Source organism: Buchnera aphidicola (Periphyllus acericola) (assembly GCF_964019855.1).
GTDB lineage: Bacteria > Pseudomonadota > Gammaproteobacteria > Enterobacterales > Enterobacteriaceae > Buchnera_J > Buchnera_J aphidicola_BC.
Genome location: NZ_OZ026466.1, coordinates 190664 through 208935 on the forward strand (window position 1 = coordinate 190664; position 18272 = coordinate 208935).

Annotated in this window: 33 protein-coding genes; 2 read left to right on the forward strand and 31 right to left on the reverse strand. The window is 23.6% G+C overall.

Annotated elements, in window-relative coordinates:
• Nucleotides 1-60: 60 nt before the first annotated feature.
• Together aroE and AACK90_RS00885 are read right to left on the reverse strand one after the other, a co-directional pair.
• Nucleotides 61-921, reverse strand: a complete 861-nt coding sequence (gene aroE / locus AACK90_RS00880) for a shikimate dehydrogenase (RefSeq protein WP_339043547.1) — start codon at nt 919-921, stop codon at nt 61-63.
• Nucleotides 914-1474 (reverse strand): Sua5/YciO/YrdC/YwlC family protein, encoded by a 561-nt coding sequence (locus AACK90_RS00885; RefSeq protein ID WP_339043549.1) that lies wholly within the window; start codon nt 1472-1474, stop codon nt 914-916. The genes aroE and AACK90_RS00885 overlap by 8 nt, the downstream gene beginning before the upstream one ends.
• A 122-nt stretch (nt 1475-1596) precedes the next feature.
• Between AACK90_RS00885 and def the strand changes: the two genes are divergently transcribed.
• Nucleotides 1597-2091, forward strand: a complete 495-nt coding sequence (gene def / locus AACK90_RS00890; protein WP_339043551.1) for a peptide deformylase — start codon at nt 1597-1599, stop codon at nt 2089-2091.
• Nucleotides 2088-3026, forward strand: a complete 939-nt coding sequence (gene fmt, locus AACK90_RS00895) for a methionyl-tRNA formyltransferase (RefSeq protein WP_339043553.1) — start codon at nt 2088-2090, stop codon at nt 3024-3026. Before def ends, fmt begins: the two co-directional genes overlap by 4 nt.
• A 135-nt stretch (nt 3027-3161) precedes the next feature.
• On the opposite strand, the gene rplQ is transcribed toward fmt, so the two are convergent.
• From rplQ to tuf, 29 genes are all read right to left on the reverse strand, one after another.
• Nucleotides 3162-3542: a 50S ribosomal protein L17 gene (gene rplQ / locus AACK90_RS00900; protein ID WP_339043555.1), complete on the reverse strand. Its 381-nt coding sequence runs from the start codon at nt 3540-3542 to the stop codon at nt 3162-3164.
• Between the two features lie 26 nt (nt 3543-3568).
• Entirely contained in the window at nt 3569-4558 is a 990-nt protein-coding gene (locus tag AACK90_RS00905) for a DNA-directed RNA polymerase subunit alpha (RefSeq protein ID WP_339043557.1), read from the reverse strand.
• 21 nt (nt 4559-4579) lie between these two features.
• Nucleotides 4580-5200 carry a 30S ribosomal protein S4 gene (gene rpsD / locus AACK90_RS00910; protein WP_339043559.1) on the reverse strand — a complete coding sequence of 207 codons (621 nt, stop codon included), beginning with the start codon at nt 5198-5200 and terminating at the stop codon, nt 4580-4582.
• Nucleotides 5201-5232: 32 nt separating this feature from the next.
• A complete protein-coding gene (gene rpsK / locus AACK90_RS00915) occupies nt 5233-5622 on the reverse strand; it encodes a 30S ribosomal protein S11 (RefSeq protein WP_339043561.1) in 390 nt (129 codons plus the stop codon).
• A gap of 18 nt (nt 5623-5640) precedes the next feature.
• Nucleotides 5641-5997, reverse strand: a complete 357-nt coding sequence (gene rpsM / locus AACK90_RS00920; protein WP_339043563.1) for a 30S ribosomal protein S13 — start codon at nt 5995-5997, stop codon at nt 5641-5643.
• Between the two features lie 73 nt (nt 5998-6070).
• The gene (gene rpmJ / locus AACK90_RS00925; RefSeq protein WP_339043565.1) at nt 6071-6187 is read right to left on the reverse strand and encodes a 50S ribosomal protein L36; all 117 of its coding nucleotides are present in this window, start codon (nt 6185-6187) and stop codon (nt 6071-6073) included.
• A gap of 27 nt (nt 6188-6214) precedes the next feature.
• Nucleotides 6215-7552 carry a preprotein translocase subunit SecY gene (gene secY / locus AACK90_RS00930; RefSeq protein WP_339043567.1) on the reverse strand — a complete coding sequence of 446 codons (1338 nt, stop codon included), beginning with the start codon at nt 7550-7552 and terminating at the stop codon, nt 6215-6217.
• An 11-nt stretch (nt 7553-7563) separates the two neighbouring features.
• Complete coding sequence (rplO, locus tag AACK90_RS00935) at nt 7564-7995, reverse strand: 50S ribosomal protein L15 (protein ID WP_339043570.1); 432 nt, start codon at nt 7993-7995, stop codon at nt 7564-7566.
• A 9-nt stretch (nt 7996-8004) separates the two neighbouring features.
• Nucleotides 8005-8181, reverse strand: coding sequence for a 50S ribosomal protein L30 (rpmD, locus tag AACK90_RS00940; protein WP_339043572.1), 177 nt, complete (start codon nt 8179-8181; stop codon nt 8005-8007).
• 6 nt (nt 8182-8187) lie between these two features.
• Complete coding sequence (rpsE, locus tag AACK90_RS00945; protein WP_425333437.1) at nt 8188-8691, reverse strand: 30S ribosomal protein S5; 504 nt, start codon at nt 8689-8691, stop codon at nt 8188-8190.
• 15 nt (nt 8692-8706) lie between these two features.
• Nucleotides 8707-9063 carry a 50S ribosomal protein L18 gene (gene rplR / locus AACK90_RS00950; protein ID WP_339043574.1) on the reverse strand — a complete coding sequence of 119 codons (357 nt, stop codon included), beginning with the start codon at nt 9061-9063 and terminating at the stop codon, nt 8707-8709.
• A gap of 10 nt (nt 9064-9073) precedes the next feature.
• Nucleotides 9074-9613: a 50S ribosomal protein L6 gene (gene rplF / locus AACK90_RS00955; RefSeq protein ID WP_339043576.1), complete on the reverse strand. Its 540-nt coding sequence runs from the start codon at nt 9611-9613 to the stop codon at nt 9074-9076.
• A gap of 15 nt (nt 9614-9628) precedes the next feature.
• On the reverse strand, nt 9629-10021 hold the full coding sequence (gene rpsH, locus AACK90_RS00960; RefSeq protein WP_339043578.1) for a 30S ribosomal protein S8: 393 nt from the start codon (nt 10019-10021) through the stop codon (nt 9629-9631).
• Between the two features lie 41 nt (nt 10022-10062).
• Nucleotides 10063-10368 (reverse strand): 30S ribosomal protein S14, encoded by a 306-nt coding sequence (gene rpsN / locus AACK90_RS00965; RefSeq protein ID WP_339043580.1) that lies wholly within the window; start codon nt 10366-10368, stop codon nt 10063-10065.
• A 15-nt stretch (nt 10369-10383) separates the two neighbouring features.
• Nucleotides 10384-10929 (reverse strand): 50S ribosomal protein L5, encoded by a 546-nt coding sequence (gene rplE, locus AACK90_RS00970; RefSeq protein ID WP_339043582.1) that lies wholly within the window; start codon nt 10927-10929, stop codon nt 10384-10386.
• A 17-nt stretch (nt 10930-10946) separates the two neighbouring features.
• A complete protein-coding gene (rplX, locus tag AACK90_RS00975; RefSeq protein WP_339043584.1) occupies nt 10947-11258 on the reverse strand; it encodes a 50S ribosomal protein L24 in 312 nt (103 codons plus the stop codon).
• A gap of 23 nt (nt 11259-11281) precedes the next feature.
• On the reverse strand, nt 11282-11650 hold the full coding sequence (gene rplN / locus AACK90_RS00980) for a 50S ribosomal protein L14 (RefSeq protein ID WP_339043586.1): 369 nt from the start codon (nt 11648-11650) through the stop codon (nt 11282-11284).
• A gap of 105 nt (nt 11651-11755) precedes the next feature.
• Nucleotides 11756-12010, reverse strand: coding sequence for a 30S ribosomal protein S17 (gene rpsQ, locus AACK90_RS00985; protein ID WP_339043589.1), 255 nt, complete (start codon nt 12008-12010; stop codon nt 11756-11758).
• Nucleotides 12011-12199, reverse strand: a complete 189-nt coding sequence (rpmC, locus tag AACK90_RS00990; RefSeq protein WP_339043591.1) for a 50S ribosomal protein L29 — start codon at nt 12197-12199, stop codon at nt 12011-12013.
• Nucleotides 12196-12609, reverse strand: a complete 414-nt coding sequence (gene rplP, locus AACK90_RS00995; protein ID WP_339043593.1) for a 50S ribosomal protein L16 — start codon at nt 12607-12609, stop codon at nt 12196-12198. Before rplP ends, rpmC begins: the two co-directional genes overlap by 4 nt.
• 15 nt (nt 12610-12624) lie before the next feature.
• On the reverse strand, nt 12625-13323 hold the full coding sequence (gene rpsC, locus AACK90_RS01000) for a 30S ribosomal protein S3 (protein WP_339043595.1): 699 nt from the start codon (nt 13321-13323) through the stop codon (nt 12625-12627).
• Nucleotides 13324-13345: 22 nt separating this feature from the next.
• Nucleotides 13346-13675 carry a 50S ribosomal protein L22 gene (gene rplV, locus AACK90_RS01005; RefSeq protein WP_339043597.1) on the reverse strand — a complete coding sequence of 110 codons (330 nt, stop codon included), beginning with the start codon at nt 13673-13675 and terminating at the stop codon, nt 13346-13348.
• 27 nt (nt 13676-13702) lie between these two features.
• Nucleotides 13703-13981, reverse strand: coding sequence for a 30S ribosomal protein S19 (gene rpsS, locus AACK90_RS01010; RefSeq protein ID WP_339043599.1), 279 nt, complete (start codon nt 13979-13981; stop codon nt 13703-13705).
• Between the two features lie 18 nt (nt 13982-13999).
• A complete protein-coding gene (rplB, locus tag AACK90_RS01015; protein ID WP_339043601.1) occupies nt 14000-14821 on the reverse strand; it encodes a 50S ribosomal protein L2 in 822 nt (273 codons plus the stop codon).
• A gap of 25 nt (nt 14822-14846) precedes the next feature.
• Nucleotides 14847-15143: a 50S ribosomal protein L23 gene (rplW, locus tag AACK90_RS01020; RefSeq protein WP_339043603.1), complete on the reverse strand. Its 297-nt coding sequence runs from the start codon at nt 15141-15143 to the stop codon at nt 14847-14849.
• Complete coding sequence (rplD, locus tag AACK90_RS01025; protein WP_339043605.1) at nt 15140-15745, reverse strand: 50S ribosomal protein L4; 606 nt, start codon at nt 15743-15745, stop codon at nt 15140-15142. Before rplD ends, rplW begins: the two co-directional genes overlap by 4 nt.
• 12 nt (nt 15746-15757) lie before the next feature.
• Nucleotides 15758-16390 carry a 50S ribosomal protein L3 gene (rplC, locus tag AACK90_RS01030; RefSeq protein ID WP_339043607.1) on the reverse strand — a complete coding sequence of 211 codons (633 nt, stop codon included), beginning with the start codon at nt 16388-16390 and terminating at the stop codon, nt 15758-15760.
• A gap of 33 nt (nt 16391-16423) precedes the next feature.
• Complete coding sequence (rpsJ, locus tag AACK90_RS01035; protein WP_339043609.1) at nt 16424-16735, reverse strand: 30S ribosomal protein S10; 312 nt, start codon at nt 16733-16735, stop codon at nt 16424-16426.
• Between the two features lie 323 nt (nt 16736-17058).
• Nucleotides 17059-18243, reverse strand: a complete 1185-nt coding sequence (gene tuf / locus AACK90_RS01040) for an elongation factor Tu (RefSeq protein ID WP_339043611.1) — start codon at nt 18241-18243, stop codon at nt 17059-17061.
• Nucleotides 18244-18272 lie beyond the last annotated feature (29 nt).

Genomic DNA, 18272 nt, shown 5'->3' on the forward strand with positions numbered 1-18272 from the left:
GTACAGATTCAAAAATTAGAGTCAAGTTTTTTTTAATATTTTTAAAAAATATTAAACATTTTAATATTTTAAAGATTTATTATTTTTTTTTATTTTTTTTTTTGTTAAAAATTTTATTGTTTTTTTTACATTTGGAAAAATATTATTCCATAAAAAAAAAGAATGAGCAGCTTGATTAACAAGCATTCCTATTCCATTAAAAACTTTATTAGAGCCAAAATTTTTACAAAACTTCATAAAGTTAGTATTTTTTTCTTTATAAAACATATCATAACATATAGTTTCTTTTCTAATTATATTTTCTGGTATTAAAGGAATATTATTAAAAATTCCTGCTGAAGTAGCATTTACAATTATATTAAATTTCATTTGATTTAAATTTTTTAAAGTAATAGATTCTATGTTTCCAAAATTTTGAAACTCTTTTGATAAAATTTTTGCTTTATTAAAAGTTCTATTTGTAATAAAAATATTACATCCAAACTTTAATAAAGGATATATAATACCTCTAGCTGCTCCACCAGCTCCAATAATTAATATATTAAATTTTCTTTTTACAATTTTTTTTAACAATAAATCAGATAAAAAACCTATTCCATCAGTATTATCTCCTAATATGGTTTCATTTTCAAAAAGTTTTAAAGTATTAATAGATCCTGCAATTTTCGCACGATTAGTTATTTCATGACATAAAGAAAATACTTTTTCTTTAAAAGGTAAAGTAATATTAGCTCCTTTTCCTCCTCTTTTAAAAAAAAAAGAAATATTTTTTAAAAAATTTTTTTTTGAAAGATGAATTTTAATATATTTTTGATTTAAATTATATAATTTATAAAAAAAATTATGTATCTCTGGAGATTTACTATGACTTATAGGATTTCCAAAAACAGCATAAATTTTTTTTTCATATAAATTATTCACGTAATATTTCTCCTGTTAATAAATTAACAATTTTAGATGGTTTTTTACCATCTCCTAAAAAACCTTTTAATATTGGAAAATCTTTTCCAAAAACATTTTTAATTTCATAATTATTCAGACATGGTTTATATCCAGAAATATTTGCACTTGTTGAAATAATTGGTTTTCCATAAATAAAACATAAATTTTTAATAAATTTATTTTTTGTAATTCTTACTGCTATAAATTTAGAAGATCCAGTTAACCAAATAGGAATTCCTTGAACAGCTGGAACTAAATATGTTAAAAAAAATTTGTTTTCTAATAAAATTTTTTTTTTATTTAAAATTTTTTTCTCAGAAATATATGGAACTAATTGACTGTAATTACTCGATATTAATATAAAACCTTTATTGATATTTCTATTTTTTAAAAATAATAATTTTTTTACCGCAATTTTACTATCTGGATTACAACCTAATCCAAAAACTGACTCAGTAGGATAAGCAATAACTTTATTTTCATGCAACTTTTTTATACAATATTTTAAAGATTTTATAAAAATTGTATTCATTATAAAAAATCCTAAAAATTTATATTAAACAGTTCTATCAAATGTTATATATAAAATATATTATAATACAAAATAAAATTTTAAATTCTATTTAAAATTAAAAATTTCAAATAAAAAATAATATGTCCATTTTAAAAATACTTAAATATCCAAATAAAAAACTTAGAAAAATAGCACAACCAGTAACAAATTTTAATAAAAAAATAAAAAATATAGTTAATAATATGTTCGAAACAATGTATAAAAAAAAAGGAATTGGATTAGCAGCAATACAAGTAAATATTAATCGTCAAATTATAGTAATAGATAAAATATACCCTTTAAAAAATCCGATAGTTTTAATAAATCCTAAAATTATAAAAAAAAATGGAAAAATTAATATAAAGGAAGGATGCTTATCTATTCCAAAATATGAATATATAACTCATTCTAGATCTGAATTTATTACTGTAAAAGCTTTTAATATTTTTGGAAAAAAAATTCTTATAAAAGCAGAATCAATTTTATCTGTTTGTATACAACACGAAATAGATCATTTAAAAGGAATATTATTTATAGATTATCTATCATCTTTAAAAAAAAATAGAATTTATAAAAGTTTTAAAAAAAAAATATGAAAAAAAAAAAAATAATATTTGCTGGAACAAATAAATTATCAGCAGAACATTTAAATCAACTAATTATAAAAAAATTTAATATTATAAGTATAATTACAAAATTAGATAATAAAATAAGAAATAAAAATATATTTTCTGAAGTAAAAAAAATAGCAATACAAAATAAAATAGAATTTATTCAACCAAAATCTTTAAATTCTAAAAAAATTTATCAATATATAAAAAATATTAAACCACATATAATGATAGTAGTTTCATATGGATTAATTATACCAAAAAAAATAATTAATTTATTTCCACTTGGTTGTATAAATGTACATACTTCTTTATTACCAAAATTAAGAGGACCATCTCCAATACAATACACAATACTACAAGGAATAAAAAAAACAGGAATAACAATTATAGAAATTAATGAGAAAATAGATTCAGGATATATTTTATATAAAAAATCAATAATTATAAAAAAAAATGAAACATATATAACACTATTAAAAAAATTATCTATACTTGGAAAAAAATCATTAATTAAATGTTTAAAAAAAATATTTCTTAAAAAAATAATAAAAATTCCACAAAATGAAAAAAAAGTAACATATACTAATAAAATAAAAAAAAAAAATGGATTAATAAATTGGCATTCTAATGCTAAAAATATAGAAAAACAAATAAGAGCTTTTATTTTATGGCCCGGATCTTTTTTTTTTATTAAAAAAATAATGATTAAAATTTGGAAAGCAAAAATAGTAAAATCTTCAAAAAAAAATATTCCAGGAACTATTCTCAAAGCTAATAAAAATGGAATTTTCATATCTACAAAAAAAAATATACTTAAAATAAAAAAATTACAAATTTCTGGAAAAAAAAAAAATAATGTTTCTCAAATAATAAATTCTTATAAAAAATTATTCAAAATAGGAAAAATTTTAAATTAAAAAATTTTAAAAAATTGAAATATAAACATTTAAAAAAAAAAAAAAAAAAAAAAAAAAAAAAAAAAAAAAAAAAACAAAACGGCATTTTTGCCGTTTGTTTTTTATAAATTCTTTAAAATTTTATTATTTTATAAACTACTTTTTAGTTTCTATAAAATTATTTCTATTAACTAATAAAATATATGCCATTGGAGACTTATCTCCGTTTCGAAATCCACATTTAATAATTTTTATATAACCACCAGATCTATTTAAAAAAAAAGGACCTAAATCTTTAAAAAGCTTATAAACAACAAAATTATTTCTAATTCTAGAAAAAACTAATCTTCTATTAGAAAGGTTATCAATTTTTGAAATTGTAATAATTGGTTCTACTGTTCTTCTTAATTCTTTTGATTTTGCTATAGTAGTTTTAATTTTTTCATGTATTAAAAGAGAACAAGTTAAATTTTTTATCATAGCTTTTAAATGACTACGTTTTCTATTTAATTTACGACCAACTTTTTGATGTCGCATAATTTATTATCCTTTGTAAAACAATTTTATTCTTCTATAATACTTTCTGGAGGCCAATTCTGTAATTTTGTCCCTAAGGATAAATTTCTAGAAGATAATATATCTTTTATTTCAGTTAACGATTTTTTTCCTAAATTTGGAGTCTTTAATAAATCTACTTCAGTCTTTTGTATTAAATCTCCAATATAATGTATAGATTCAGCTTTTAAACAATTCGCTGAACGAACAGTTAATTCTAAATCATCAACAGGTTTTAATAAAATCGGATCAAATTCAGGTTTTACAACAGTTTCAATTGGTTCACAAACATCTTTTAAATCTACAAAAGATTCTAATTGATTTGATAAAATTGTTGCAGATTTTTTAATAGCATCTTCAGGATTAATAGAACCATTAGTTTCTAATTCTATAATCAATCGATCCAAATCAGTTCTTCTTTCTACTCTTGCTGCTTCTACTATATAAGAAACTCGAACAATAGGGCTATAACATGCATCTATAAATAATCTTCCTATATAATTTTCATTTTCATTTTTTTTTATACGAGAAGAAGCAGGAGAATAACCCCTACCTCTTTGAACTTTAATTTTCATACTTATAGAAGAATTTTTATGAGTTAAATTACAAATAATATGATTTAATTTAAAAATTTCAACACTTGAATCACATTTTAAATCAGATGCAGTAACAACTCCTATTCCTTTTTTTTGTAAAATTATATATGCAGAATTCTTTCCATAAATATTAACAGATAACTCTTTTAAATTTAATAATACTTCAAGAATATCTTCTTTAATTCCTTCTTTTGTACTATATTCATGCAAAACACCATCAATTTCTACTTCTGTTACAGCACATCCAGGAATAGATGACAACAAAATTCTACGTAAAGAATTTCCTAAAGTATGACCAAAACCTCTTTCTAAAGGCTCTAAAGTAACTTTAGAATGAGTTGAACTATATTGTTTTATATCAACTAAACGGGGTTTTAAAAATTTTCTTAATAAATCGGACATTATATGAAACCTTTAAAAATATTATTTAGAATAAAGTTCTACGATTAAATGTTCATTGATTTCAGAAGATAAATCTGTTCTGTCTGGTTTTCTTTTTAAAATACCCTGCATTTTATTTAAATTCAAATCTATCCATGAAACTTGTTCTTTTTGTTCAGATAATTCTAAAGATGCTTTTATCCTTAAATGTTTTTTAAATTTCTCTCTTACTTCAATAACATCATTTACAGAAACCTGATAAGAAGGAATATTTACTATTTTATTATTTACACTAATAGATTTATGACTAACTAGTTGTCGAGATTCCGCTCGTGTAGTTCCAAAACCAATTCTATATACTATATTATCTAATCTATTTTCTAATAATTGTAATAATTTTTCTCCAGTATTTCCCCTTGATTTAGAAGCAATTTTATAATATTTTCGAAATTGTTTTTCTAAAATACCATATAATCTACGAACTTTTTGTTTTTCTCTTAATTGTATACCATAATCAGACAATCTTTGTTTTCTAGAACCATGTTGACCAGGTAAATGATCAATTTTACATTTTGAACTAATAGGTCTTAAACCAGATTTAAGATATAAATCTGTTTTTTCTCTTCTACTTAATTTTAATTTTGGACCTAAATACTTAGCCATTTTTTTTTCTCTATATTTAACAAATAAAAAAATTACACTCTTCTTTTTTTAGGGGGTCTACATCCATTATGTGGAATAGGTGTAATATCAATAATATTAATAATTTTAAATCCTGCTGAATTTAAAGCTCTAATTGTAGATTCTCTTCCTGGACCTGGTCCTTTTACCATTATATCTAAATTTTTTATGCCATAATCTTTAACTTTTTCAGCACATTTTTCTGCTGCGACTTGAGCTGCAAATGGAGTAGACTTTCTAGATCCTCTAAAACCAGAACCTCCAGAAGTAGCCCATCCTAAAGTATTACCTTTTTTATCTGTAATTGTAACAATCGTATTATTAAAAGAAGCATAAATATGAGCAATTCCATCAATTATCTGATTTTTTATGCGTTTTTTAATTCTTACTTTTTTTTTTGACATAATTATTAATAACCTAAATTATTTTTTTATTAATTTACGAGGACCTTTTCTAGTACGAGCGTTAGTTTTTGTTCTTTGTCCACGTACTGGTAACTTTCTACGATGACGAACTCCTCTATAACAACCAAGATCAATCAATCTTTTAATTTTTAAAGTTCTTTCTCTTCTTAAATCACCTTCAACAATAAATTTTGAAATAGTAGTTCTTAAAAGATCTATTTGTTTTTTAGTTAATTTAGAAATATATAAACAATCAGATATATTTAATAAACGACATATTAATTTAGAACGAGATTTTCCTATTCCATAAATTGATGTTAAAGCAATTACTGTACGTTTTTTATCAGGAACATTTATTCCTGCTATACGAGTCAATTCAATAAACTCCTCTTATTTATGTAAAAAATATATAAAAATTAAAATTTAAAAAAAAAAAAATTTCAATTTTTTAACCTTGTCTTTGTTTATGTTTAGGATCATTACTACATATAACACGAACAACATTTTTCCTACGTATAATTTTACAATTTCTACAAAATTTTTTAATTGATGTTTTCACTTTCATAATTTCTTCTCTTGTTATAAAAAATATTTATCTATGTAAATTTAAATTAGCTCTTTTAAAAGAAGATTGATATTGTTTTGACATAACTAAAGTTTGTAATTGAACAATTAAATCTATAATTACAACCACTACTATTAATAATGATGTTCCACCAAAATAAAATGGAACATGCATAAAAAAATGCATAAATTCAGGAATTAAACATATAAAAACAATATAAAATGAATTAATTAAAGTTAATTTAAACATAATTTTTTTTATATAATTTGAAGTGTTTTCTCCTGGACGAATTCCTTGTATAAAAGCTCCAGATTTTTTTAAATTTTCCGAAGTTTCTCTTGAATTAAAAGCTAAATTAGTATAAAAAAAACAAAAGAAAACTATAGCAAAAGTATATAAAATTATATAAATTAATTGACCAGGTTGTAAATTATTATACATTGAATTTAAAATTGAATTAGTTTGAAAATTATTACCTTTTAACCAAGAAATAATTGTCACAGGAAATAATACTACACTAGAAGCAAAAATTGCAGGAATAACTCCAGACATATTTATTTTTAAAGGCAAATAAGCAATATTTGAAGAATATAAATTATTTTTTTGTTGTCTATTTGAATAATAAATTGTTATTTTTCTTTGACTTCTTTCTACAAATACAACAAAATAAATAATAAAAAAAACTAAAAAATTTATTAAAAAAAAAATACTATAACTTAAATTTCTTAATTTTAAATCTTGTAAAGTATGAATAATAGCAATTGGTAAATTTGCTACAATACCAGAAAAAATAATTACAGAAATTCCATTTCCCAATCCATGTTCTGTAATTAAATCTCCTACCCATATTAAAAAAATTGTTCCTGTAACTAAACTTATAATTGCAGTTATATAAAAACAAAAATCTAAATTAAAAATTAATGACCTCATTCCAGGAATATTTGGTAAACTAATTGCTATTCCAATAGATTGTATAATAGATAAAATTAAAGTAAAATATTTAGTATATTGATTAATTTTTATTCTTCCAGATTCTCCCTCTTTTTTTAATTCTTTCCAAGAAGGATATATAAACGTTAATAATTGAATAATAATTGAAGAAGAAATATAAGGCATTATTCCTAATGAAAAAATTGATGCTCTACTTAATGCCCCACCAGAAAACATATTTAACATTTCAACAAAAGTTCCTTGTTGATTATTTAATAATCGAGATAAAGATACTGTATCAATACCTGGAACAGGAATAAAAGATCCTAAACGAAAAATTACTAAAGAAAAAATTAAAAAAATTATTCTTTTTTTTATTTCAGATAAATTCATTCCTAACTTTTTACTTTTTAAAATATTTTTTTTTTTATCCATTATTATTATTATTATTCCTCGACTGTTCCTCCGAAAGATTCAATTATTAAACGAGCTCCTTTCGTTACAGATAAACCTTGAATTTTTATAATATAAGAAAAATTTTTAGAAGAAATAATCTTCACCTGTTTAACATTGGATTTAATTAAATTTCTTTTTTTAAGAATATTTAAATTTATTATTTTTTCATTTAAAGAAGTTAATTCACATAATCTTAATTCTTTTTTTATTTTCTTTTTTCTTGAAATAAAACCAAATTTTGGAATTCTTCTATAAAACGGAGTTTGACCTCCTTCAAAACCTCTACGAATACTGCTTCCAGTTCTAGATTTTTGACCTTTATGACCCCTTCCAGAAGTTTTTCCTAAACCAGATCCTATACCTCTCCCTAAACGTTTTTTTTTTTTATTTTTACAATCCGTAAATATTGTATTTAAATACATATTTTTTACCTATCTGACTTTTAACATATAAGAAATCTTATTAATCATACCAATAATAGACTTATTTTTTTTTCTTTTTACTGTATGATTAATATGTCTTAAACCTAATCCTTTTAAAGTTAATTTATGTTTAGGAAGTATACCAATACTACTTTTTATTTGTGTAACAATTAAAAATTTTTCCATAGTTTTTTACTCATAAATATCTTTAATAGATTTATTTCGTTTTTCAGCAATGTCTTTTGGAGATTTCATATTATTTAAACCATTAATAGTTGCTCTAACAACATTAATTGGATTAGTTGAACCATAAGTTTTTGCTAAAACATTTTGAACTCCTGAAACTTCTAAAACAGCTCTCATAGCACCTCCAGCAATAATTCCAGTTCCTTCAGATGCTGGTTTCATAAATACCTTAGAACTCGTATAAAATTCTATAACAGTATGCTGTAAAGTTTTATTTTTTAATTTAAAACTAATCATATTTCTTTTAGCACGTTCCATTGCTTTTTGAATAGCAAATGGAACTTCTCTTGCTTTTCCATAACCAAAACCAACTTTTCCATTTCTATTTCCAACTACAGTTAATGCTGTAAAAGAAAATATTCTTCCTCCTTTTACAGTTTTAGAAACTCTATTTACTGTAATTAATTTTTCTTGTAATTCTCCAACATATTTTTTTTCATTATTAATCATAAAAATAAATTTTCCTTAAAACTGAAGTCCAAATTTACGAGCAGAATTTGCTAATTCCATAATTCTTCCATGATATTTAAAACCTGAACGATCAAAAGAAACTTTTTTTACTCCTTTTTTTAAAGCTCTTTGTGCAATAATTTTTCCAATAACTTGTGCAGATTTTTTATTTCCAGTATAACTTAAATTTTTACTTATTTCTTTTTCTAAAGTCGAAGCAAATGCTATAATAGAAAAGTTATCTGAAGATATTATTTGAGCATAAATATGACGAGATGTTTTATGTACAACTAAACGAATTACCTTTAAAGATTTTAATTTACAACGTATTTTTAAAGCTCTTTTTTTTCTTATTTTACTTTTAAAATTCATAGATTGCATCTTATTTCTTCTTTGCCTCTTTAGTTTTTACAAACTCATTATAATAACGTATACCTTTTCCTTTATATGCATCCGGTCTACGATATAATCTTAAATTTGCAGATACTTGTCCAACTAACTGTTTATCTATTCCTTTAATCACTATTTCTGTTTGAGAAATTAATTCAATATCAATTCCAAAAGGTAAAAAATATACAATATTATGTGAATATCCTAAAGACAATATTAACTTTTTTTTACTATTTTCTAATGCAAACTTATATCCAACTCCTACTAAAATTAACTTTTTAGAAAATCCGTAAGTAACTCCTAAAATCATTGAATTAATTAAAGATCGTACAGTACCAGCTTGCATCCATCCATTTAAACTAGATTTTCTAGCTCTTATATTTAAAATTTTATCTTTTAAATTAATTTCAACAAGATTATTAAATCTACGTTTTAAAATTCCTTTCTGACCTTTAATTTGAACATATTGATTATCTAAAAAAACTTCAACATTATCTGGGATAATTATTGAACGCTTAGCTATTCTAGACATTCTAGCTCCTTTTAATTAAGAAACATAACAAATTACTTCACCACCCAAACCTTTATTTCTCGCTTCCTTATCTGAAAATATTCCTTTTGAAGTGGATATAATAGAAATTCCTAAACCAGACATAACTTGAGGAATGTCACTTTTTTTTTTATATACTCTTAACCCTGGTTTACTTATTCTAAAAATTTTTTCAATAACAGGTTTACCTTTAAAATATTTTAAAAAAATTTTTAATTTTGGTTTTTTTATTTTATTTATACAAAAATCTTTAATATATCCCTCTTTTTTTAATAAATTCGCAATCTGTTCTTTAAATTTAGAAAAAGGCATATTTACTGAAATTTTATTAGCAAATTGTCCATTTTTAATTCGCACAAACATATCTGATATAGGATCATGCATACTCATATAATATTATTCCTAATACAAATTTAAATTATTTTTTTTAATTACCAACTCGATTTTCTTAAACCTGGAATTTCTCCTCTCATAGCAGCTTCTCTTAATTTTATTCTACTTAAACCAAATTTTCTTAAAAATCCATGTGGTCGTCCAGTTAAAAAACAACGATTTCTTTGTCTTGAAATACTAGAATCTCTTGGTAATTTTTGTAATTTAAAAACAGCATTCCATCTTTCTTTTTTTGACAAATTTAAATTAATAATCATAAATTTCAATTTCATTCTTTTTTTAAAAAATTTATTCCCTAAAAAAATTCTTTTTTTTTCTCTTTCTTTCATAGACTGTTTAGCCATATAAATACACCTTAATTAATTTTTTTCTCTAAAAGGAAAATTAAATTCTGATAATAAAAAAAATCCTTCTACATTTGTATTAGCTGTAGTTACAATAGATACATCTAATCCTCTAATTTTATCTATTTTATCATAATCAATTTCTGGAAAAATTATTTGTTCTTTTATTCCAAAATTATAATTACCTCGACCATCAAAAGAATTTTTAGAAAAACCCCTAAAATCTCTTATTCTAGGCATTGCAATATTAATTAATTTATTCAAAAAATGCCATTTTCTTAATCCTCTTAAAGTAACTTTACATCCAATAATATATCCTTGTCTAATTTTAAATCCAGCAATAGATTTTCTAGCTTTTGTAACAATAGGTTTTTGACCAGATATAATAGTTAAATCAGAAATAGCATAATCTAATTTTTTCTTATTAGATATTGCTTCTCCAACACCCATATTTAAAACAATTTTCTCAAATTTTGGAACTTGCATTACAGAACTATAATTAAATTTTTTAATTAATTTAGGTACGATTGTTTTTTTATACAAATTATAAATATCACTCATAATTATATTCCAAATTACTATAGATCAACATTATTAGATTTAAAAAATCTTATTTTTTTTCCATTTTTAAATTTAAATCCTACTTTATCTGGTTTATTTGTTATCGGATTTAAAAGAGCTATATTAGAAATATGAATATAAGACTCCTTTTTAATTATCCCTCCAGGTTTATTTTGTGAAGGAATAGGTTTTTGATGCTTTATAACAATATTTATTCCTTCAACAATAACTTTATTTTTAGATAAAACTTTTTTTACAATTCCAATTTTCTTTTTATATTTTCCTGATAAAACAATCACTTTATCATTAGATCGAATTTTAGATGCCATATATATTCTTACCTATAATATAATTATAAAACTTCTGGTGCTAAAGAAATTATTTTCATAAATTTTTCTGTACGTAATTCACGAGTAACTGGACCAAAAATACGTGTTCCTATTGGTTGTTCATTATTATTTAGAACTACACAAGAATTACTATCAAATCTAATTAAAGAACCATCTGATCTTCTAATTCCTTTTTTAGTTCTAACAATTACAGCTTTTAAAACTTCTCCTTTTTTTACTTTTCCTCTTGGAATGGCTTCTTTAATAGTAATTTTAATAACATCTCCAATATTTGCATATCTTCTCCTAGATCCTCCTAAAACTTTAATACACATTACTGAACGAGCTCCTGAATTATCTGCAACATTTAAAACAGTTTGTTCTTGAATCATATAATAATTTCCTCATTATATTATGAGTTTAAAAAAAATTGTAAACTATTCTAGAAAACATGAAAATAAAAAATTTTATCATGTCTTCTATAAATTATTTTTTTTTTAAAAAACACATTTTTTTAAAATATCAACTAAAATCCAAGACTTTTTCTTTGAAATTGGTCTATTTTCTTTAATTAAAACAATATCTCCTATAGAACATTTATTATATTCATCATGAACATGAAATTTAGTTTTTTTTTTTACAAATTTTTTATACATTGGATGCTTAATAAATCGCTCTACAAGAACTACTATAGATTTTTGCATTTTATTACTTATTACATAACCTTTCAAAAATTTACTTTTTTCCGACATTTAATAATCCTTTTCAGATATCAATGTTTTAATAATAGCAATTTTTTTTCTATTTTTTTTTAATAAATGAGTTTGAATTAATTTTTTAGAAGTAAATTGCATACGTAAATTAAATTGTTCTTTAAATAAACTAAATAACTCTTTTTCAAGAAATTTACAATTTTTTTTTCTTAATTTGATAATATTCATAAATTTTCCATTTTTAAAACAAAAATTGTTTTAACAGGTAATTTTGCTGAAGCTAATTTAAATGCTTTACGAGCAACATTTTCAGAAATTCCATTAATTTCATATAAAATTTTCCCAGGTTGAATTAAAGCTACCCAATATTCAACATTTCCCTTTCCTTTTCCCATACGCACTTCTAAAGGTTTTTGAGTAATAGGTTTATCTGGAAAAATTCTTATCCAAACCTTTCCTAACCTTTTAATATATCGAGCAATAATTCTTCGAGCAGATTCAATTTGACGAGAAGTTAAACGCCCTCTCGTAATAGCTTTTAAACCAAAAGATCCAAAAATAACATTATCATTAAAAATTAAACCTCTATTACGTCCTTTATGCATTTTTCTAAATTTTGTTTTTTTTGGCTGAAGCATTTTAAAAAATTCTCCTTACTTACGAATTCTTTTATTTTGTTTTTTTAATTGTATATTTGATATAACTTTATTTATTTTCGGCATACCACCTAAAATTTCTCCCTTAAAAATCCAAACTTTAACTCCTACTACTCCAAAAGTTGTATGAGCTTCTAAAGAACTATAATCAATATCTGCTCTTAAAGTATGTAATGGAACTCTTCCTTCTCTTTGCCATTCTGTTCTTGCAATCTCAGCTCCTCCTAATCTTCCACTAATTTCTACTTTAATTCCTTTAGCTCCATGTCTCATTGAATTTTGAATTGCTCTTTTCATTGCCCTTCTAAACATTACTCTCCTTTCTAACTGAGAAACAATGTTATCCGCTACTAATTTTGAGTCTAATTCTGGTTTTTTTATTTCTGAAATTGTTATTTGTGCAGGAACTTGAGCAATATTTGAAATTATTTTTCTTAAATTTTCTATATCTTCACCTTTTTTTCCAATAACAATTCCTGGACGTGCAGTATATATAATTACCTTCATTGTTTTAGATGGTCTTTCTATAACAATTTTTGATACAGATGCACGAAATAATTTTTTCATTAAAAATCGACGAACTTTAAAATCACTATTTAAATAGTTAGAAAAATTTTTACTATTTGAAAACCATATAGAATTCCATTGTCTAATAATTCCTAATCTCATTCCATGTGGATGTACTTTTTGTCCCATTATTATATTATCCCCAAAATTTTCAATCTGAAACAACAATTGTAATATGACTAGTACGTTTTAAAATTTGATCTGCTCGTCCTTTTGCTCGAGGCATCATTCTTTTCATAGTTGGACCTTCATCTATTAAAATAGTGCTTATTCTTAATAAATCTATATCTAATCCATTATTATGTTCTGCATTAGAAATAGCTGATTCAAGAACTTTCTTAATTAAGATAGATGCTTTTTTTTTAGAAAAATTTAATATATCAATTGCTTTATCCACTCTTTTTCCACGAATAACATTCGCTATTAACCTTAATTTTTGTGCTGAAGAACATGCTTTTTTATATTTAGCTATAACTTTCACATATTTATCCTATTTTTATATAAAAATTTAACGTTTTTTAATCTTCCTATCAGAAGTATGACCTCGGTAAGTTCTTGTTAAAGAAAATTCTCCTAATTTATGACCGACCATTTCCTCTGTAATAAAAACAGGAATATGTTGCTTTCCATTATGTATAGAAATTGTTAAACCAATCATATTTGGAAAAATTGTAGAACGTCTAGACCAAGTTTTTATAGGTTTTTTATCCTTTTTTAAAACCGCTAATTCTACTTTCTTATATAAACTTTCATCAATAAACGGACCTTTTTTTAAAGAACGAGGCATAAAATATCCTATATAAAATTATTTTTTACGAGAACGAATAATAAATTTTTTTGTTCTCTTATTTTTTCTTGTTTTCTTTCCTTTCGTTTGAACTCCCCAAGGAGTTACTGGATGTTTTCCAAAATTTCTACCTTCTCCACCTCCATGAGGATGATCTACTGGATTCATAGCAGTTCCTCTTACAGTTGGTCTAATTCCTCTCCAACGAGATGCTCCAGCTTTACCAAACACTTGTAACATATGTTCAGAATTTCCAACTTCTCCAATCGTTGCTCTACATTTAGATAAAATTTTTCTAATCTCTCCAGAACGCATACGTACACTTACATAATTTAATTCTTTTGATATTAATTGTAAATAACTACCAGCAGAACGTGCTAATTGACCTCCTTTTCCTGGTTTTAATTCAACATTATGAATTAAAGTACCTACTGGAATTTTATTTAAAGGTAAAACATTTCCTATTTTTATTTCAACATTTTTTCCAGAACATACAGTAGAACCTATTTTAATTCCTTTAGGAGATAAAATATAACTATATAAACCATCTTTATACAATATTAAAGCAATGTTTGAAGAACGATTAGGATCATATTCAAAACGTATCACAGTTGCTAAAATATTATCTTTATTACGTTTAAAATCTATAATACGATATAAATTTTTATGTCCCCCTCCAATATGTCTTGTCGTAATTCTTCCTCTATTGTTTCTTCCTCCATGTTTATTTTTTTTTCTCACTAAATTAGAAAAAGGTTTCCCTTTATATAAACTATGATCTACTACTTTAATTACGTGTCTACGACCAGGAGATGTTGGTTTACATTTAATAATTGCCATTCATTTTTCTCTAATTAATTCTTAATTATAATTTTAAAAAATCTAGATTCTGATTTTTCTTTAAAAAAATATAAGCTTTTTTAATTGTTTTTTTCTTAGTAATATTTTTACCTTTTTTTTTTGATTTGCCTTTTATATTAACTAAATTAACTTTTTTTACCAAAAGATTAAACATTTTAAAAACAGCAATTTTAATCTCTTTTTTTGTAGAATTTTTATTAACTTTTAAAACAATAACATTATTTTTTTCTTGACATTGATTAGATTTTTCTGAAATATGTAAAGAATTTATTGTTTTAAATAAAAAATTTTTTTTTATCATAAAAGATTTTCCTCTATATCTTTTAATGCATCTAAAGTAATTAAAACATAAGAATGAGTTAATAAAATTAACGGATTAATAAAGTTTGAATTAATTACAGAAACTTTATATAAATTTCTAGAAGCTAATAAAATTTTTGTATCTAATATTTTTTGTATAATTAGTACATCTTCTATATTTAAAGTTTTTAATTTTGTTAACAATTTTTTTGTTTTAGGATATTTTATTGAAAAATTTTTTAATACAATTATTCTATTAACACGTAATAATTCAGATAAAATACATCTTAAAGCACCACGATACATCTTTTTATTAATTTTTTGCTTATAATCCCTTGGTTTAGAAGCAAAAGTAACTCCACCAGATCTCCAAATAGGACTTCTAATAGAACCAACACGAGCCCTACCTGTACCTTTTTGTCTCCAAGGTTTTTTTCCAGAACCAGAAACTTCTGCACGACTCTTTTGTGCTTTTGTTCCTTGTCTTTTTGAAATACTATGAGATTTTAAAACTTGATGAACTAAAAATTTATTAAAATCTCGACTAAAAACTAAATTAGAAATTTTAACAATTTCATTTGTATCTTTTAAAATCAATTCCATTAAAAATACTCCTTATTTTTTTTTAATAGCTGGCTTAACAATTAAATCTCCTCCTAAAGATCCAGGAACCGATCCTTTTATTAATAAATAATTACTTTTTAAATTTATTTGAATAATTAATAAACTTTGTATAGTAACTTTTTTATTTCCTAAATGACCAGCCATTTTTTTTCCTTTAAAAACTCTCCCAGGAGTTTGATTTTGACCAATAGAACCAGGAGCTCTATGAGATAAAGAATTTCCATGAGTAGCATCCTGTGAAGAAAAATTCCAACGTTTAATAGTCCCAGAAAAACCTTTTCCTTTAGAAAAACCTGTAATATCTACTTTTTTAAAATCTTGAAAAAAATCCACATTCAATTTTTGTCCAATAAAAAATTTTTTTTTTAAAGACGTTTTAAATTCCCATAATCCACGTCCTGGAACAATTTTATTTTTATTAAAATGACCTAATTCTGGTTTATTTAAAGAATATATTTTTTTTGTTCCTGTAGTTAATTGTACTAAAAAAAATTTTTTTGAAACATTTTTTTTAATTTGAGTAATTCTATTTTCAGTAATTTCAATTACTGTTACAGGTGTAGAAAAACCTTCCTTATCAAAAATTCTTGTCATCCCAATTTTTTTTCCAACTAATCCAAACACAATTTTTTATTAACTCCTAAAAATTTAATTTAATTAACCCAAACTAATTTGAACATCTACCCCAGCAGCAAGATCTAATCTCATTAAAGCATCAACAGTTTTTTCAGTTGGTTCAACAATATCTATTAATCTTTTATGAGTACGAATTTCATATTGATCTCGAGCATCTTTATTTACATGAGGAGAAATCAAAACAGTAAATTTTTCTTTTCTTGTAGGTAAAGGTATAGGTCCACGAACCTGAGCGCCAGTTCTTTTTGCAGTATCTACAATTTCTGCAGTAGAATAATCTATTAATTTATGATCAAAAGCTTTTAGACGTATTCTAATTCTTTGGTTCTGCATATTATCAGAACTCCAATTATTGATTATGATAAAAACTAAAAATTACTCTCTTTTAAATATTTAGAGAGTACTTTAGGATAATTTATTGTAATTTTTTAAAATAAAAAATATAATTCTTTACTTAAAAAATAAAATTTTAATATTTATTTATAAATAATATTATAAAATAGATATTTTTACAAACTAATACTAAATAGTATATTCTAAAAAAAATATAATATATAAAATTATTTTATTATATATTCTAAAAAAATTTTTATTTTTAAATCAAGAAAAGAAATAATCTTTTCTTGACTATTTAAAAATAATAATATTTTAAAAAATTAACTAAGAACTTTAGCAACAACCCCTGCTCCAACAGTTCTTCCACCTTCTCTAATAGCAAATCTTAAACCTTCAGACATAGCTACTGGATGTATTAAAGTTACTGTAATTTTTATATTATCACCAGGCATAACCATTTCAACATCACTCGGTAACTCAACAAATCCTGTTACATCTGTAGTTCTAAAATAGAATTGTGGTCTATATCCTTTAAAAAAAGGCGTATGTCTACCCCCTTCTTCTTTTGATAAAACATAAACTTCAGATTCAAATTTATTATGTGGTAAAATACTTCCAGGTTTAGATAAAACTTGACCTCTTTCTATATCATCTCTTTTAGTACCTCTTAATAATACTCCTATATTTTCTCCAGCTCTACCTTCGTCCAATAATTTTCTAAACATCTCAACACCTGTACAAATAGTTTTTGTAGTAGGTTTTATTCCAACAATTTCAACTTCTTCACCAACTTTTATCACTCCCTTTTCAACCCTTCCAGTTACTACAGTTCCTCTTCCTGAAATTGAAAAAACATCTTCTATAGGTAATAAAAAAGGTTCATCTATTAATCTTTTTGGTTCTGGAATATATTGATCTAATGTATTAGATAAATCAATTATTTTAGATTCCCATATAGGATCTCCTTCTAAAGCTTTCAAAGCAGAACCTCTAATAATTGGAGTTTCATCACCTGGAAATTCATATTGAGTTAACAAATCTCTTACTTCCATTTCAACTAATTCTAATAATTCTTCGTCATCTACCATATCACATTTATTTAAAAAAACAACAATATATGGAACTCCTACTTGTCTACCTAATAAAATATGTTCACGTGTCTGAGGCATTGGTCCATCTGTTGCAGCTACAACTAATATTGCCCCATCCATTTGAGCTGCTCCAGTAATCATATTTTTTATATAATCAGCATGACCAGGACAATCAACATGAGCATAATGTCTTTCTTTAGTATCATATTCTACATGAGAAGTATTAATAGTAATTCCTCTAGCTTTCTCTTCAGGAGCATTATCTATCTGATCAAAAGCTCTAGCAGATCCTCCATATGTTTTAGATAAAACAGTAGTAATTGCTGCAGTTAAAGTAGTTTTTCCATGATCAACATGTCCAATAGTTCCTACATTAATATGAACCTTTACACGTTTAAATTTTTCTTTTGACATAATTTAACCTTGAAGTAGAATTATAAAAT